Source organism: Psychrobacter sp. KFRI-CH2-11 (assembly GCF_038239325.1).
GTDB lineage: Bacteria > Pseudomonadota > Gammaproteobacteria > Pseudomonadales > Moraxellaceae > Psychrobacter > Psychrobacter celer.
This window is the reverse complement of sequence record NZ_CP151283.1, coordinates 280,179-296,160: the sequence shown is the minus strand read 5'-3', so window position 1 is coordinate 296,160 and position 15,982 is coordinate 280,179. Positions and strand designations below refer to the sequence as shown.

Here is a 15,982-nt window from a genome sequence, read left to right as displayed (position 1 = left end):
GATGTCATTATCAGACTGACGAGACTGAGATCAACCATGATATTTTAGGTAAGACAAAAGGAGTTGTCCTATGGAAAACCACAACGATCCATCCGGCTATTGGCGTGCTAATGTCCGTCTCATTTTAGGCAGCCTTATCGTTTGGGCATTATGCTCGTATGGCTTTGCTATTCTCTTACGTCCTATTTTGGCAGGTATAAAAATCGGTGGTACTGATTTGGGCTTTTGGTTTGCCCAGCAAGGTTCTATCGGGGTTTTTATCGTCTTAATTTTTTTCTACGCTTGGCGTATGAATAAGCTGGACAAACAATATGGCGTAGATGAGGAATAGATCATGAGTCAGTATGTGATTAACATTATTTTTGTGGGTCTATCCTTTGCGCTGTATTTCGGCATTGCGATTTGGGCTCGTGCTGGGACCACCAGTGAGTTTTATGTGGCAGGCGGCGGCGTCCATCCTGTCGTCAATGGTATGGCAACTGCTGCTGACTGGATGAGTGCCGCGTCATTTATCTCGATGGCAGGTCTTTTGGCCGCGGGTGGCTACGGTGCCTCCACCTATTTGATGGGCTGGACAGGAGGTTATGTCTTACTGGCCATGCTGTTAGCGCCTTATTTACGTAAGTTTGGGAAGTTTACGGTACCAGACTTTATCTCCGATCGCTTTTATTCCAAGACAGCGGCGATGATTGCGGTGGTTTGTCTGATTGTAGCATCGACCACCTATGTTATCGGACAGATGACTGGTGCAGGGGTTGCTTTCTCTCGCTTTTTAGAAGTGGAGAATGATACAGGTCTTATCATTGCCGCGGTGGTGGTGTTTTTCTACGCAGTACTAGGCGGTATGAAAGGCATTACCTATACACAGGTCGCTCAGTACATCGTCCTGATGATTGCCTATACCATTCCGGCTGTCTTTATCTCGCTTGAGCTGACCGGCAACCCTATTCCAGGTTTGGGTCTGTTTTCTACGCATGCTGAGTCCGGCGTGCCTATTTTGACCAAGCTTGATCAAGTGGTCACTGATCTTGGTTTTACTGCTTATACTGCTGATGTGCCAAATAAGCTTAACATGGTACTGTTTACGCTATCACTTATGATTGGTACAGCAGGCCTACCGCACGTTATCATTCGCTTCTTTACCGTACCAAAAGTCGCTGATGCGCGCTGGACAGCTGGCTGGACGTTGGTCTTTATCTCATTGCTATACTTTACCGCGCCGGCGGTGGGTGCCATGGCCCGTTTAAACTTAAACGACACCATCTATCCACAAGGCGTTGACCAGCCGGCACTGCCTTATGAGCAGCGTCCTGACTGGATGCGCACATGGGAAGATACGGGTCTTATTAAATATAATGACTTAAATAATGATGGCCGTATTCAACGCTACTTCGATAGCGGTCTTGGTGAGGCAAAACTTGCGTTAGCGGCCGCGCAAGCAGAAGGTGGCGATGTCACCGCTGCTACGGCAGAAGTCGCCAAGGCACAAGCCGCTCACGACCAAGAGCTTGATGGACGCTTTGCTGACGCAGGTTGGGCGGGTAATGAGCTGGATGTCAATAATGATATCTTAGTCTTGGCCAATCCAGAGATTGCTCAGCTGCCACCTTGGGTGATCGGTCTTATCGCTGCTGGTGGTTTGGCAGCCGCGCTATCGACCGCGGCAGGATTGTTGCTGGCCATCTCATCTGCCATTAGTCACGACTTAATCAAACGAAACCTCAACCCAAACATCACTGATAAAGGAGAGCTACAAGTTGCTCGAATCTCTATGGCGATTGCAATTGTGGTGGCAACGTGGCTTGGCCTAAATCCGCCAGGGTTTGCCGCACAGGTGGTGGCCTTGGCCTTTGGTATCGCTGGCGCCTCCTTGTTCCCCGCGCTAATGATGGGTATCTTCTCAAAACGCATCAATAATCTGGGCGCAATCTTTGGGATGCTCGCCGGCCTTATCACGACCTTGGTATATATCTTTGTCTTTAAAGGCTGGTTCTTTATCAGTGGTACTGCCAACTTCCCCGATACCGCAGAGTACTGGTTGTTTGGTATCTCACCGCTGTCGTTTGGGGCCATTGGCGCGCTGATTAACTTTGCGGTCGCCTTTATCGTTTCTTATTCGACAAAAGCGCCACCGCTGCACATCCAAGAGCTGGTTGAAAGTGTTCGCTCTCCGCGCGGCGCTGGCGGTGCCATCGACCACTAAGCGTACGAGCCATGTTGGCTCTATAATCAAACCACGCTAAAAGGATAAATGTTGAACATCACTTTTTTTCTTGGAATGATTATAGATATCATACGTAAAGTGTCACTCACAGGCAGACGCTGCTTGTGAGTGATTTTTTTATCCCTTTAGGTTAAGAATAAGTCTTGGATGGTTGCCAGATTTGTTTTTGCCTAAATAAAACGCAAACTGCCCTAACCCATTAAGAAGGAAGATTTTATGCTTTTTGAGTTTATTGCCACCATGGCCGCAGCGTTTGGTATGGCTGGACTGGCACTGATCATAACTCACCTCAGTAAACTGTCGGGCAAACGCGCACCAAAGTGGCTGGTGCCACTCTTTGCAGCGGTTGGCATTTTTACCTTCCAAATTCACCAAGAATACAACTGGTATTCTCAGCAAGTCAGCAAGTTGCCCGCGGGCGTAGAGGTGGTCAAAACAGCAGAGAGTCGCACTTGGTTCCGGCCTTGGTCTTATGCCAAGCCGCAAATACTGCGTTTTATCGCTGCAGATATCAAAAATGCTCGTGCCCAAGTAGACAATGCAGATATGCACTTAGTCACTCTTTATTTGTTTGAAAGACGTAGAAGCGTACAAAAAATCCCGCAAGTCATCGATTGCGCGGCGCCTGCGCGTGCAGATTATATATTGCCAAAAGCAGGCAGCACCCTATCACTTGATGAGTATGTGCAGCAAACCAGCACATGGCACCCATTGACCAAAGCGGATTCTTTATTTACCCGTATTTGCACAGATAGTAATCCTTAACGCCTCTACCATGTTTAGCGTATAGAGCCTACCTGATAGGTATGTTTGGAGTTGGCACCCAATAGCAAACCTGCGCACAAGCCGCCGAAATGCGCGGCAAACGAAATGCCTTGCTGCGGCATCAAACCTTGCTTGATAATCAGCCAATAGCCTGTACCCATGACAATACAAGCGAGCAGGTAGCCCCAACGTCTGGCAAATACCGCGCCGCCGATCATATACCCAATCATGGCAAAGCATAGCCCCGATGCGCCGATATGAATAGAAGACGGCGAACCGATGACCCAAGTGACCAGCCCTGAGGCAATCACCAGCTTAATCACCGTACGATAGGCATTTTTTTCAAACAAGCCAAACAAAAATAAAATCTGCAACAACGTAATGGTATTGCTCAATAAGTGAGAAAAGTTGCCATGCATTGTCCATGAAGCGACTACCCCTATCATGCTACCCACATCTAAGGCGCGCGGTACAATACCAAACACATTCCAGATGCCAAAAAAGACCGTTTCATTTAAAAAAAACATCCCCCACATCGGCATCAGCACAAAAGCATATAGTCCGATGACTTGTTTGACCCGTGTCATGATGAGAGAAAATAACTGCTGCCCATTCATATCGTGACCTGCCCTTGACTCTATGCCTTGTATTTAATGCTTACGCTATAGTCGATTCTAAATTAAACAGATACATTTTATGTCAACGTGGAACTGGTATAAATAGCAGACTGTTTTCTTTATCAGCGGCCAAATAGCTATCACCGTGCAGCAACGAGGCTGAATGATAAGGCACCAAAGCCGTTGGGATAAAACGGCGCGCCGCATCGATATGCTGGATTGAATCATCAAAAAAGATATGCGGCGCAAAGGTTCTGAGCACCGCTGTCTTTTCTAGTCCACCCAAAAAAAACGCCATATCGACATTGACGCCCCATTCTCGCAATGTTTTGATAGCCCGCAAATCGGCAGGGGCGTTGCGAGCGGTGACCAGAGCGATTTTTACCGGAGAGTAGCTAAGCCCCGCCGGCAGACGCTCTTGCAGGTTTGAGAGCTTAATCAAGAGCTCGGCATATGGCCCCTTCTCTATCGGCAAGTCCCGCATTTTGGCTTCACGGTCATGAAAGGCGCGTAGCCCTTTTTGCTTATAAAGCAGCTCACCTGAGTCATCAAAGAGCACCGCATCACCATCAAAAGCGATACGCAGCTGCTGAGTATCCAGCTCATAAGTATTGACAGGCGTCGCATCCAAGATGGCACACGCACAAATATTGGCATCCGCAACTTGCTGAGCGTCCTCGCGATTGGTGGTCAAAAACAAGTCCACATTAAAATCATCGATATAAGGCGCCACCGGGCTGCCTGAGATAAAAGCCGATCGAGAAATATTGAGGCCATGCTCACGAATGGCATTGAGAACCTGAATACCAGTATCAGGGCTGCTTTTTGAGACGATAACCACCTCAACCAGCGGCGCTTCTAGCTCAGTTTCTTGACTGTCAGCCTGACAGTACCTGTTCAGGTTTAGCAGCGCTTTTATCAGAGGATAGCCTGCGCCAATGCTCAAAGGATCGTTTTCGCGCTCTGTCATATAATCGCGAAACGCCTTAATGGCTGTATCAGGATGCTGCGCTAATAACTGTGATAAATAGCTCTCAGACTCCGTTAAATCAAACAGCGCCGTCGCAGAGACCGCTACAATCAACGTATTACTAAAATCAACTGCCATAATAAAAGGCTCTCACTTGTCAGGCTCCATGGTAGAGTTTATTGTAACAAGGCGCTACCAGAAGATATATGGCACTTTTATGACTAGCGCTGGCATCGATAGCGAGCGTTATCGTTCAATTATTACAACAAGAAAAGCCATATTGCTTTATAAACAATATGGCCATTTAAACACAGTTACCGTTTAGGCTATTATTTGAAAAAGATAGCGTTGTCGTTCGCGACATGTCTTGCCTATCTTGTACGTTAGCCGCCTCCCTTTATGCTAGCAGTACCAGAGAAATCGCAGGGAACGCCACCAAAATCACCAAGCGAATCACATCGGAGACAATAAACGGCGCTACCCCTCGAAACATATCGGACAGCTTAATATGCGGAGCCATCGCCTTAATCACAAAGATGTTCATGCCCATCGGCGGCGTAATCAACCCAAGCTCTACCGTCAGTACCGCGATGATACCAAACCATACCGGATCAAAACCTAAGGCTACGATGATCGGATACACTACCGGAATGGTGATGACCAGCATCGCCAAGGCATCCATAAACAGCCCTAATAAAAAGTACATGATCAAAATACAAATCAGTACCACCATTGGACTCACTGCCAAGGTACCAATCCAGCTCGCTAAGGTATATGACAATCTAGAGACTGAGATAAAGTAGCCCAGCGCCTCTGCACCTAGTAGCATAAAAAACACCACTGCAGATAATGCTAAGGTTTCAATCAACGACTGCTTCAGTCCCTTCATACGCATGCCTTTGGCAAACGCATAAGCCCAAGAAACGAACGCCCCGACGGCAGCGCCTTCCGTTGGGGTAAACAACCCAAAGAAAATACCAGCGATAATAACGATAAAGATAAAGCTAAAGGGAATGAGTCCTGTCAACGCTATCAGCTTGGCTTTCCATGAGGTAGATTCACCGCGCTGCGCCAAGTGTGGTTTCCAGCGCACCATGATCATGACAGTGATCGAATACATGACCATGCCTAGCATACCGGGCAAAAATCCTGCAATAAACATGTCACCGACCGACTGCTGGGTCAAAATGGCATAAACCAGTAAGGCAATACTGGGCGGAATCATAATCCCAAGCGTACCACCAGCCGCTAAAATGCCGCAGGCAAAGCCTGGCTGATAGCCATACTTCTCCATTTGTGGTAAGGCCACTTTGGTCATGGTAGAGGCGGTCGCTAACGATGATCCCGAGATTGAGGCAAAGATACCCGATGAGCCGATACCGGCGATTCCCAAACTGCCCCTGACACCGCCAAAGATGGTGCGGGTTGCTTCAAACAATTTGCCTGCCATACCAGAATGAGTGGCAAAGACACCCATCAAAATAAATAATGGAATGGCACTAAAGTCATATTTGGCTAAAACGTCGACGGGGAGGTCTTTGAGCATTTGTACAGCGCCACTCGGTGCCGTCACAGCGCCAAAGCCGACCAGACCAACGCCAAGCATAGCAAGGGCAACGGGTACTCGTAAAACGACGAGTAGGATCATGACGATTAAGCCGATGGCTCCAACGATTTCTGGACTCATGCGCCTGTCTCCTCAGCGTCAAAAAACTCGCCTGTCTTAAAGATATTGATGGACTCGATCAAGGATCGAATGGCCAGCAAAGCACTTAAAAAGGCGCTGACAAGGTAAATGGGCATCATTGAAATCCGCAAATCTTGGGTGACTTTGCCAAACTCGATAGCATCAACGGCGCTCTCAAACAGCCCCCAAGCAAAGACGATACCGATGACAAAGAACCCCAGCATAAAGACGCCCATCATATAACCTTTGATAGACTTGGGCATCTTTTGGGTGAAAACATCAACAATGATTTGTGAGCGTTCGACAAAAGCGGCAAAGGCAGCTAATAGCGCAAACAGCATAAAATAAGAAACAATCTCGACGCTGCCTTTGACAGTGAAACCAAACTCACCACCGGTGAGCTTGAAGATATAACGGGCGGTAACATCTAGCATGGTGGTCAAAACGATGATGATCAGACTGATACCACCGATGAGCTGACATAGCCCTGAGATGAAGGTACTGATTTTGACCAAGTAGGCCATGCGGCGACTCCTTTAGGTTAGACCTTGCAGGCGGCGCTGGCGGCTTTGGCTTTTTCGTAAACACTATCTGCATCTAGGCCCAAAGCATTTACATCTTTGAGATATTTCTTTGTGCCTTCTAATAACGGGCCTCGCCAATCTGGATCATTTAATGGATCTGGAATCTCTACAATCTCATCGCCTTTAGCTTGAGCCGCTTTTATTGCCATATCATCATGTTTATCAAATACTTCACCTACCTTTTTGGCAAGCGCCATGCCTGAGTTGTTATCAAGAACTTGTTTTAAGTCATCAGGCAGGGCGTTATATTTGTCCTTATTCATCGTGACCATCAAGGCAGAGCTATAAAAAGGAATATTGGTATGATATTTGGTGATTTCATCGATTTTAAAAGCTGTCACAGCTTCCCACGGAAAGCTCAGACCATCAACGACACCGCGCTGTAAAGAAGTATACATATCATTGGCAGGCAGACCCACAGGCGAAGCTCCAGCACTTTCTATGATATCACCAGCGACCGCAGAAGGACGACGAATACGCATTCCCTTCATATCTGCTGGCGTGCGTATTAGCTTATCGGTCGTGTGCAAAGAGCCAGGTCCAGCACCATACATAAAGAGGAGATGTGAGTCTTCATACTCACCGGTCAAGGTGCCGTCATCATAGAGGGTTTGTAGCATACAGCCCATCTGTGTGGCAGAATTGGACAAACCTGGAAGCTCAGTGATCTGCGTTAATGGAAAGCGTCCGTTGGTATAACCATGTGCTTGTGAGCCAATATCTATGGTACCTTTAGCAGCGGACTCATAGGTCACGTCAGCTTTTGCAAGACCTGCTGAAGGGTATAGCTCAACTTTTAGTCGGCCATCAGAATCAGTTTCGATTTGCTTGGCCCATGGCTCAAAGACTTCTGTACTGATTGAGGAGGTTGCAGGCCAAAAATGAGAAAAACGTAGAACTGTGGTTTCTTGAGAATTTGCTGATACACCATCGGTACTATCCGCAGATTGATTTGAACAACCAAAAAGACTCGCGGCAGCTAATGCACCAATCGAAAAAAGGGGAGCTAACTTCATTATCAATTCCTTTTGATAACTGTAAGAATAAAGGTCAAAGACAAACTTAGTATTTATCTCGTCAAATCATTTATGACGTTACAAGCCTAAAACATCCTTTTATAGACCTGTAATAAGTATGACTATTTAAAATTAGCAGTTATAATGATATAAGTCAAATCATTTTGGATGCTTAAACTTGTTATTGAGTCAAAAGCCGCTTATTAGAATAAAAGCCAATAGCAGTTTCACCCAAAAAAAAGCCCCCTAACAATCAAGTTAGGGGGCTTTTAGGGTATAGGGAGCTGACGATGACCTACTCTCACATGGCCGGAGCCACACTACCATTGGCGCAACGATGTTTCACTTCTGAGTTCGGGAAGGGATCAGGTGGTGCCATCGTGCTATTGTCGTCAGCAAAGGGGGTTAGATATGAGTCTGTGTGTTTTACTTAATGACTTAAGTATCACTTATCCTAACTGAATCAAGGATAAAGGTGATATCGATATAATGCTTGATACAAACCACTTGGGTGTTGTATGGTCAAGCCAAACGAGCAATTAGTACAGGTTAGCTCCACACATCGCTGCGCTTCCACACCCTGCCTATCAACGTCCTAGTCTTGAACGGCTCTTTAGGGAAATCTAATCTTGAGGTGGGCTTCCCGCTTAGATGCTTTCAGCGGTTATCCCATCCGAACGTAGCTACCGGGCAATGCCATTGGCATGACAACCCGAACACCAGCGGTTCGTCCACTCTGGTCCTCTCGTACTAGGAGCAGATCCTCTCAAATTTCCAACGCCCACGGTAGATAGGGACCGAACTGTCTCACGACGTTCTAAACCCAGCTCGCGTACCTCTTTAAATGGCGAACAGCCATACCCTTAGGACCTGCTTCAGCCCTAGGATGAGATGAGCCGACATCGAGGTGCCAAACACCGCCGTCGATATGAACTCTTGGGCGGTATCAGCCTGTTATCCCCAGAGTACCTTTTATCCGTTGAGCGATGGCCCTTCCATACAGAACCACCGGATCACTAAGACCTACTTTCGTACCTGCTCGACTTGTGGGTCTCGCAGTTAAGCGCGCTTTTGCCTTTATACTCTATGAACGATTTCCGACCGTTCTGAGCGCACCTTCGTACTCCTCCGTTACTCTTTAGGAGGAGACCGCCCCAGTCAAACTACCCACCATACATTGTCCTCGGTATTGTTATACCTGAGTTAGAACCCCAACATGACCAGGGTGGTATTTCAAGATTGGCTCCACCAAGACTAGCGTCTCGGTTTCAAAGCCTCCCACCTATCCTGCACAAGTCAGGTCAAAGTTCAATGTAAAGCTGTAGTAAAGGTTCACGGGGTCTTTCCGTCTAGCCGCGGGTACACAGCATCTTCACTGCGATTTCGATTTCACTGAGTCTCTGCTGGAGACAGCGCTGCCATCATTATGTCATTCGTGCAGGTCGGAACTTACCCGACAAGGAATTTCGCTACCTTAGGACCGTTATAGTTACGGCCGCCGTTTACTGGGGCTTCGATCAAGACCTTCGCATACGCTAAGCCCATCAATTAACCTTCCAGCACCGGGCAGACATCACACCCTATACGTCCACTTTCGTGTTTGCAGAGTGCTGTGTTTTTAATAAACAGTTGCAGCAGCCTGGTATCTGCGACTGCCAATAGCTTACGGAGCAAGTCCTTCACCATCAGCAGCGTACCTTCTCCCGAAGTTACGGTACCATTTTGCCTAGTTCCTTCAGCAGAGTTCTCTCAAGCGCCTTGGTATTCTCTACCTGATCACCTGTGTCGGTTTAGGGTACGATTCGTTTATGACTATCGCTTAGAAGCTTTTCCTGGAAGCATGGTATTTGCCACTTCGTCCTACAAGTAGGACTTGCTATCAGATCTCGGTATAAAATAGCCCGGATTTACCTAAGCTATAAACCTACATCCTTCCACTCAGACAACCATCGCTGAGCTGGCATAACCTTCTCCGTCCCTCCATCGCATCATAAACAAGTATCGGAATATTAACCGATTTCCCATCGACTACGCCTTTCGGCCTCGCCTTAGGGGTCGACTCACCCAGCCCCGATTAACGTTGGACTGGAACCCTTGATCTTCCGGCGTGCGAGCTTTTCACTCGCATTATCGTTACTCACGTCAGCATTCGCTCTTGTGATACCTCCAGCATGCTTTACAACACACCTTCACAGGCTTACACAACGCTCCCCTACCACTTGAAAACAAATTCAAATCCGCAGCTTCGGCTCCTAGTTTGAGCCCCGTTACATCTTCCGCGCGGGCCGACTCGACTAGTGAGCTATTACGCTTTCTTTAAAGGATGGCTGCTTCTAAGCCAACCTCCTAGCTGTCTATGCCTTCCCACCTCGTTTCCCACTTAACTAGGAATTTGGGGCCTTAGCTGGCGGTCTGGGTTGTTTCCCTCTCCACGATGGACGTTAGCACCCACCGTGTGTCTCCCGGATATCACTCATCGGTATTCGGAGTTTGCATCGGTTTGGTAAGTCGGTATGACCCCCTAGCCGAAACAGTGCTCTACCCCCAATGGTGTTCGTCCGAGGCGCTACCTAAATAGCTTTCGGGGAGAACCAGCTATCACCGAGTTTGATTAGCCTTTCACCCCTATCCACAAGTCATCCCCTGGCTTTTCAACGACAGTGGGTTCGGTCCTCCGGTGCCTGTTACGGCACTTTCAACCTGCTCATGGATAGATCACTCGGTTTCGGGTCTATACCCTGCAACTAGACGCCCTATTAAGACTCGGTTTCCCTACGGCTCCCCTAAACGGTTAACCTTGCTACAGAATATAAGTCGCTGACCCATTATACAAAAGGTACGCGGTCACCCAACAAGTGGGCTCCCACTGCTTGTACGCACACGGTTTCAGGTTCTATTTCACTCCCCTCACAGGGGTTCTTTTCGCCTTTCCCTCACGGTACTGGTTCACTATCGGTCAGTCAGGAGTATTTAGCCTTGGAGGATGGTCCCCCCATCTTCAAACAGGATTTCTCGTGCCCCGCTCTACTTAATATGTTAACGCTAATGTTTCGAATACAGGACTATCACCTACTATGGTCAGCTTTCCCACGCTGTTCTTCTACATTAGCATTAATCGGCTTCTCCCCGTTCGCTCGCCGCTACTAGGGGAATCTCAATTGATGTCTATTCCTAAGGGTACTGAGATGTTTCACTTCCCCTCGTTCGCTTCTTGTACAAGTACAAGATACTTACCTTATGGTAAGTGGGTTTCCCCATTCAGAAATCTCCGGATCACAGGATATTGCCGCCTCCCCGAAGCTTATCGCAGGCTGTCACGTCTTTCATCGCCTCTGACTGCCAAGGCATCCACCATGTGCGCTTAATTACTTGACCATACAACCCCAAAGGGTCTTTGTCAGCAATTATAACGATATCACCTATGTTTACGCTTGATTCAGTTCTCTTTACTTTGAAGACTAGCCCTTGGGATAACAAACAATGTCGTTAAAAGGCTAGCCTTCAGGTTAGCAATAACACGTGAAATGTTATTGCTAACCCAGACTCATATCTATGTTTTTAAATAGTCTCTATGCTCTCGTCAAGTCATAGATTTCCGTATAAAACAGAAAGAAGTAATCGTGTCTTTATACAAGATAAATCACTTGTTTCTATTTAATACCTATTGTATTTATTTGCACTCTAAGCTACCGAGGTTTGTAGTGGTGGAGCCAAACGGAGTCGAACCGTTGACCTCCTGCGTGCAAGGCAGGCGCTCTACCAACTGAGCTATGGCCCCATGTATAATGGTGGGTCTAGGTGGACTTGAACCACCGACCCCCGCGTTATCAACACGGTGCTCTAACCAGCTGAGCTACAGACCCTAGTACGTCCTAAAACGTAAGCTTAAACTAAAGAACAACTTGTTGTGAATTCTTGCTGACCGAATGCGTCTATAAGGAGGTGATCCAGCCGCAGGTTCCCCTACGGCTACCTTGTTACGACTTCACCCCAGTCATCAACCACACCGTGGTGATCGCCGTCCTAAAAGGTTCGGCTAACCACTTCTGGTGCAATCAACTCCCATGGTGTGACGGGCGGTGTGTACAAGGCCCGGGAACGTATTCACCGCGGCATTCTGATCCGCGATTACTAGCGATTCCTACTTCATGGAGTCGAGTTGCAGACTCCAATCTGGACTACGATAGGCTTTTTGAGATTCGCATCACATCGCTGTGTAGCTGCCCTCTGTACCTACCATTGTAGCACGTGTGTAGCCCTGGTCGTAAGGGCCATGATGACTTGACGTCGTCCCCGCCTTCCTCCAGTTTGTCACTGGCAGTATCCTTAGAGTTCCCGGCTTAACCCGCTGGTAACTAAGGACAAGGGTTGCGCTCGTTGCGGGACTTAACCCAACATCTCACGACACGAGCTGACGACAGCCATGCAGCACCTGTATTCTAATTCCCGAAGGCACTCCCGCATCTCTGCAGGATTCTAGATATGTCAAGACCAGGTAAGGTTCTTCGCGTTGCATCGAATTAAACCACATGCTCCACCGCTTGTGCGGGCCCCCGTCAATTCATTTGAGTTTTAACCTTGCGGCCGTACTCCCCAGGCGGTCTACTTATTGCGTTAGCTGCGTCACTAAGTCCTCAAGGGACCCAACGACTAGTAGACATCGTTTACGGCGTGGACTACCAGGGTATCTAATCCTGTTTGCTACCCACGCTTTCGAGCCTCAGTGTCAGTATGATGCCAGGAAGCTGCCTTCGCCATCGGTATTCCTCCAGATCTCTACGCATTTCACCGCTACACCTGGAATTCTACTTCCCTCTCACCTACTCTAGCTTAACAGTATCAGATGCAGTTCCCAGGTTAAGCCCGGGGATTTCACATCTGACTTATCAAGCCACCTACGCTCGCTTTACGCCCAGTAATTCCGATTAACGCTTGCACCCTCTGTATTACCGCGGCTGCTGGCACAGAGTTAGCCGGTGCTTATTCTGCAGCTAATGTCATCGCATATGGGTATTAGCCATATGGTCTTCTTCACTGCTTAAAGTGCTTTACAACCAAAAGGCCTTCTTCACACACGCGGCATGGCTGGATCAGGGTTGCCCCCATTGTCCAATATTCCCCACTGCTGCCTCCCGTAGGAGTCCGGGCCGTGTCTCAGTCCCGGTGTGGCTGATCATCCTCTCAGACCAGCTACAGATCGTCGCCATGGTAGGCCTTTACCCCACCATCTAGCTAATCCGACTTAGGCTCATCTAATAGCGAGAGCAGTAAACTGCCCCCTTTCTCCCGTAGGTCGTATGCGGTATTAATTCGAGTTTCCCCGAGCTATCCCCCACTACTAGGTAGATTCCTAAGTGTTACTCACCCGTCCGCCGCTCGACGCCTACCAGCAAGCTGGTATCGTTTCCGCTCGACTTGCATGTGTTAAGCCTGCCGCCAGCGTTCAATCTGAGCCATGATCAAACTCTTCAGTTTAATCTTGCTATGAAGCTCTTTAAAGAAGCTTCTAAACTTGGCTCATTTATTCTAGCAAATCGCTTAAAATTATGTTCGTAATGAATTAACTTTGAGTTTTTCTGCTGAGTAAATGATAATTTTTATAGTTAGATTGACTCCCGAAATGAGAGTAAAACCAACTTTATTTTTTAGCATTCTAAATCAGCAAAAATCCACACAAGTTGTTCTTTAGTTGTGCTTTTAAATAGTGTCTTATACTGTCGTCCAGTAGTAAGATATTTCGCTTACTTATAGTAAGTAAGGCTAAATAGCGCTAAACCTTATTGGTTTATCCTATCTAGCGAGCCGACTATCATATCATAAAGATTTGGTTTGTCAAGCTTTTTTATCTAATTTGTTTCTCAAGGTTCGCTGCGTTGTTACTATGTAATTTAACCTAGTAATGCTTAGCTCGTCCTGATGAGGTGCGTATTATAGACGCTTTATTTGGTAAGTCAAGGATTAAATTATTTTATTTTAAATTAATTTAGTAGGCTGGATAGTTACTTAATAGCTAAGCTATTAATATATTATAGTGGTAAACCACTTTCTAATCCGCCTTCCCTTTTGACTGGGTGGCATTATACGCGTATTTGGGTGGGGGTCAAGGGGACTGGCTTATTAATTAAGAGATTATTTGGCATGATGTTTGATACTTGATATATATCAAACAGTTAACAGGAAAAATAATTTACCGTAATCTCAATTTCTCTCCTTTAATCTCAATTACCTTACTTTAGCGTTTAGCCACCTCGGTTCCTCAGACGACATTATTCTATCTATGCTTCTTTATATATCCTTTATAGCTTGCCTATTTTTTCAAAAAAGGCTTTATAGGCGGCGATTTTTTTGTCTAGCGCCAAAGGGTAAGCGCGCGAGGTGGAGGGCAGACGATATAAGGTCAGCTCTTTGACGGCGTGGTCTTTGTCATGGCGCTGCCATTGATAAGGATACTGCATGCTTTGATTGGTCTTCGGGTGCTTGGATTTGGCGGGTGGTTCCGCTAGTAGGCTGAGCAAGACCTCAGTTGCTTTGCCGCCGGTGGTAAAGAGCGTCTTAACCTTTGGTACTTGCAGCAAGATATTATCTAAATCCACTGGGGTGACGACGGTTAGGTGTTTGTCCGATGCATTTCCGGTCTCACGAATGGCTTGCTTTACCGTCGGGCACGAGGCAATACCACGGTCAAACAAAAAGTCGCGAATACGCTCAGGATCAAAACGCTTTTCGCCCTCTACTCTAAAGTAATCAATATCGTCGAAAAACACGCCGCCGTAAATACGCCACATATCATTATAAAAGTTTGGATAGTGAAAGCGCATTGCCCATTTATCAGCGGTCGGTGGAAACGTGCCCATCATCATTACACTGGCATTTGCAGGCAGTACTGGGGCAAACGGATGGGTTTCTACTTCTAAAGCATCGTCTTTTGACAAAGCTGCGTCGATTTCTGTATGAGACATGGGGCGTTGGGTGCTAGTTGGTTGATTGGTCATAAGATTCTTCATCAAAAAAGCGGTTTTTTTGGTATCATAGCAGGCCTAAACACTACTTTACCGACCCTGACGCCATATAGTCATCCATAACAGTAAAACATAGTCGATTTAATACAACATGGCATCCTCATTGATGCGCTCAATACGTGGCCGCTTACTATAGCAACTCAACTTTATTGGTAACATTTTGCTCGGTAAGCATGTTGTGATAACTCTATATATGTCGCCATTTATGTAGTCAAAGAGAATCGTGCTGTCAAGAGATAAAAGCTCTAGGCGCGGTTGTTAGATAGGCTAAGCTTACTATGAATGCGCTAAAGGCGGGGTAACGTGTGGTAAGTGTTTGTATCTTTTATACTAATGGCAACCGCAGCGACTGCGCAAGCATCAGACCCAAAACCAAGAGAGTACTTATGAGTGACTTAAAAATTACTGTAATCGATCATCCGCTAGTCCGTCATAAACTCAGCCTAATGCGCGAAAAAGACTGTAGCACTTATAAATTTCGTACATTAACCAAAGAGCTTGCGCGCTTGATGGCGTACGAAGCAAGTCGTGATTTTGAAATTGAGACCTTCCCAATGGAAGGCTGGTGTGGTGAAATCACAGGTGAGCAAATCATCGGTAAGACGGCAACCATCGTACCTATCTTACGTGCCGGCATTGGCATGCTAGATGGGGTACTCGATTTGATCCCTACGGCCAAAATCTCTGTCGTCGGCTTACAACGTGACGAAGAGACCTTGCAGCCTGTGCCTTTCTTTGAAAAGTTCGTCAGCCACATGGACAAGCGCCCTGCCCTAATCATTGATCCAATGCTAGCCACAGGCGGCTCGATGGTCGCAACCATTGAGATGCTAAAGAAAAACGGCTGTACCAATATCAAGGCGTTGGTATTGGTAGCGGCTCCTGAAGGGGTGCGTTTGGTCAACGAAGCGCACCCTGATGTGACCATCTTTACAGCGGCGCTAGATAGCCACTTAGATGAGCACGGCTATATCATCCCAGGTCTTGGCGATGCAGGCGATAAAATCTTTGGTAAACAGCTATTTAATAGATAAGCGCAAGCTGTCACAAAACAGCGCACCATTCATATTACAAAAGCCACATACGATATCAATTATAAG

Annotated in this window: 10 protein-coding genes, 2 tRNA genes and 3 rRNA genes; 4 read left to right on the top strand and 11 right to left on the bottom strand. The window is 47.0% G+C overall.

Annotated elements, in window-relative coordinates:
* Nucleotides 1-70 precede the first annotated feature (70 nt).
* The 3 genes from AADH33_RS01270 to AADH33_RS01260 all read left to right on the top strand — a co-directional run bounded on the left by AADH33_RS01270 (nt 71) and on the right by AADH33_RS01260 (nt 2,989).
* Nucleotides 71-331, top strand: coding sequence for a DUF4212 domain-containing protein (locus AADH33_RS01270; RefSeq protein ID WP_348549298.1), 261 nt, complete (start codon nt 71-73; stop codon nt 329-331).
* A gap of 3 nt (nt 332-334) precedes the next feature.
* A complete protein-coding gene (locus AADH33_RS01265) occupies nt 335-2,203 on the top strand; it encodes a sodium:solute symporter family protein (protein ID WP_348549297.1) in 1,869 nt (622 codons plus the stop codon).
* Between the two features lie 237 nt (nt 2,204-2,440).
* Nucleotides 2,441-2,989, top strand: a complete 549-nt coding sequence (locus AADH33_RS01260) for a hypothetical protein (RefSeq protein WP_348549296.1) — start codon at nt 2,441-2,443, stop codon at nt 2,987-2,989.
* A gap of 14 nt (nt 2,990-3,003) precedes the next feature.
* Here AADH33_RS01260 and AADH33_RS01255 read toward each other — a convergent pair whose 3' ends face one another.
* The 11 genes from AADH33_RS01255 to AADH33_RS01205 form a co-directional block, all read right to left on the bottom strand.
* Nucleotides 3,004-3,606 carry a rhomboid family intramembrane serine protease gene (locus tag AADH33_RS01255; protein WP_207969809.1) on the bottom strand — a complete coding sequence of 201 codons (603 nt, stop codon included), beginning with the start codon at nt 3,604-3,606 and terminating at the stop codon, nt 3,004-3,006.
* Between the two features lie 82 nt (nt 3,607-3,688).
* Nucleotides 3,689-4,714, bottom strand: coding sequence for a 5'-nucleotidase (locus AADH33_RS01250; RefSeq protein WP_100748986.1), 1,026 nt, complete (start codon nt 4,712-4,714; stop codon nt 3,689-3,691).
* 259 nt (nt 4,715-4,973) lie between these two features.
* Nucleotides 4,974-6,263 carry a TRAP transporter large permease gene (locus AADH33_RS01245; RefSeq protein WP_100748985.1) on the bottom strand — a complete coding sequence of 430 codons (1,290 nt, stop codon included), beginning with the start codon at nt 6,261-6,263 and terminating at the stop codon, nt 4,974-4,976.
* Nucleotides 6,260-6,787 carry a TRAP transporter small permease gene (locus AADH33_RS01240; protein ID WP_348549295.1) on the bottom strand — a complete coding sequence of 176 codons (528 nt, stop codon included), beginning with the start codon at nt 6,785-6,787 and terminating at the stop codon, nt 6,260-6,262. Before AADH33_RS01240 ends, AADH33_RS01245 begins: the two co-directional genes overlap by 4 nt.
* A 17-nt stretch (nt 6,788-6,804) precedes the next feature.
* On the bottom strand, nt 6,805-7,863 hold the full coding sequence (locus AADH33_RS01235) for a TRAP transporter substrate-binding protein (RefSeq protein ID WP_348549294.1): 1,059 nt from the start codon (nt 7,861-7,863) through the stop codon (nt 6,805-6,807).
* 282 nt (nt 7,864-8,145) lie between these two features.
* Nucleotides 8,146-8,260 (bottom strand): 5S ribosomal RNA (rrf, locus tag AADH33_RS01230).
* Between the two features lie 121 nt (nt 8,261-8,381).
* Nucleotides 8,382-11,238, bottom strand: a 23S ribosomal RNA gene (locus tag AADH33_RS01225).
* Between the two features lie 327 nt (nt 11,239-11,565).
* A tRNA-Ala gene (locus AADH33_RS01220) sits at nt 11,566-11,641 on the bottom strand.
* A gap of 8 nt (nt 11,642-11,649) precedes the next feature.
* Nucleotides 11,650-11,726, bottom strand: a tRNA-Ile gene (locus AADH33_RS01215).
* A gap of 72 nt (nt 11,727-11,798) precedes the next feature.
* Nucleotides 11,799-13,338 (bottom strand): 16S ribosomal RNA (locus AADH33_RS01210).
* Together the 16S, 23S and 5S rRNA genes with 2 tRNA genes alongside form the textbook arrangement of a ribosomal RNA operon.
* Before the next feature lie 821 nt (nt 13,339-14,159).
* Nucleotides 14,160-14,822: a DNA glycosylase gene (locus AADH33_RS01205; RefSeq protein WP_348549931.1), complete on the bottom strand. Its 663-nt coding sequence runs from the start codon at nt 14,820-14,822 to the stop codon at nt 14,160-14,162.
* Nucleotides 14,823-15,268: 446 nt separating this feature from the next.
* Here AADH33_RS01205 and upp point away from each other — a divergent pair, with 446 nt between their 5' ends.
* The gene (upp, locus tag AADH33_RS01200; RefSeq protein WP_075101966.1) at nt 15,269-15,916 is read left to right on the top strand and encodes a uracil phosphoribosyltransferase; all 648 of its coding nucleotides are present in this window, start codon (nt 15,269-15,271) and stop codon (nt 15,914-15,916) included.
* Nucleotides 15,917-15,982: the final 66 nt, after the last annotated feature.

Coding starts and splice junctions, on each gene's coding strand:
- AADH33_RS01270 (WP_348549298.1), top strand. CDS start 71: ATGGAAAACCACAACGATCCATCCGGCTATTGGCGTGCTAATGTCCGT.
- AADH33_RS01265 (WP_348549297.1), top strand. CDS start 335: ATGAGTCAGTATGTGATTAACATTATTTTTGTGGGTCTATCCTTTGCG.
- AADH33_RS01260 (WP_348549296.1), top strand. CDS start 2,441: ATGCTTTTTGAGTTTATTGCCACCATGGCCGCAGCGTTTGGTATGGCT.
- AADH33_RS01255 (WP_207969809.1), bottom strand. CDS start 3,606: ATGAATGGGCAGCAGTTATTTTCTCTCATCATGACACGGGTCAAACAA.
- AADH33_RS01250 (WP_100748986.1), bottom strand. CDS start 4,714: ATGGCAGTTGATTTTAGTAATACGTTGATTGTAGCGGTCTCTGCGACG.
- AADH33_RS01245 (WP_100748985.1), bottom strand. CDS start 6,263: ATGAGTCCAGAAATCGTTGGAGCCATCGGCTTAATCGTCATGATCCTA.
- AADH33_RS01240 (WP_348549295.1), bottom strand. CDS start 6,787: ATGGCCTACTTGGTCAAAATCAGTACCTTCATCTCAGGGCTATGTCAG.
- AADH33_RS01235 (WP_348549294.1), bottom strand. CDS start 7,863: ATGAAGTTAGCTCCCCTTTTTTCGATTGGTGCATTAGCTGCCGCGAGT.
- AADH33_RS01205 (WP_348549931.1), bottom strand. CDS start 14,822: ATGTCTCATACAGAAATCGACGCAGCTTTGTCAAAAGACGATGCTTTA.
- upp (WP_075101966.1), top strand. CDS start 15,269: ATGAGTGACTTAAAAATTACTGTAATCGATCATCCGCTAGTCCGTCAT.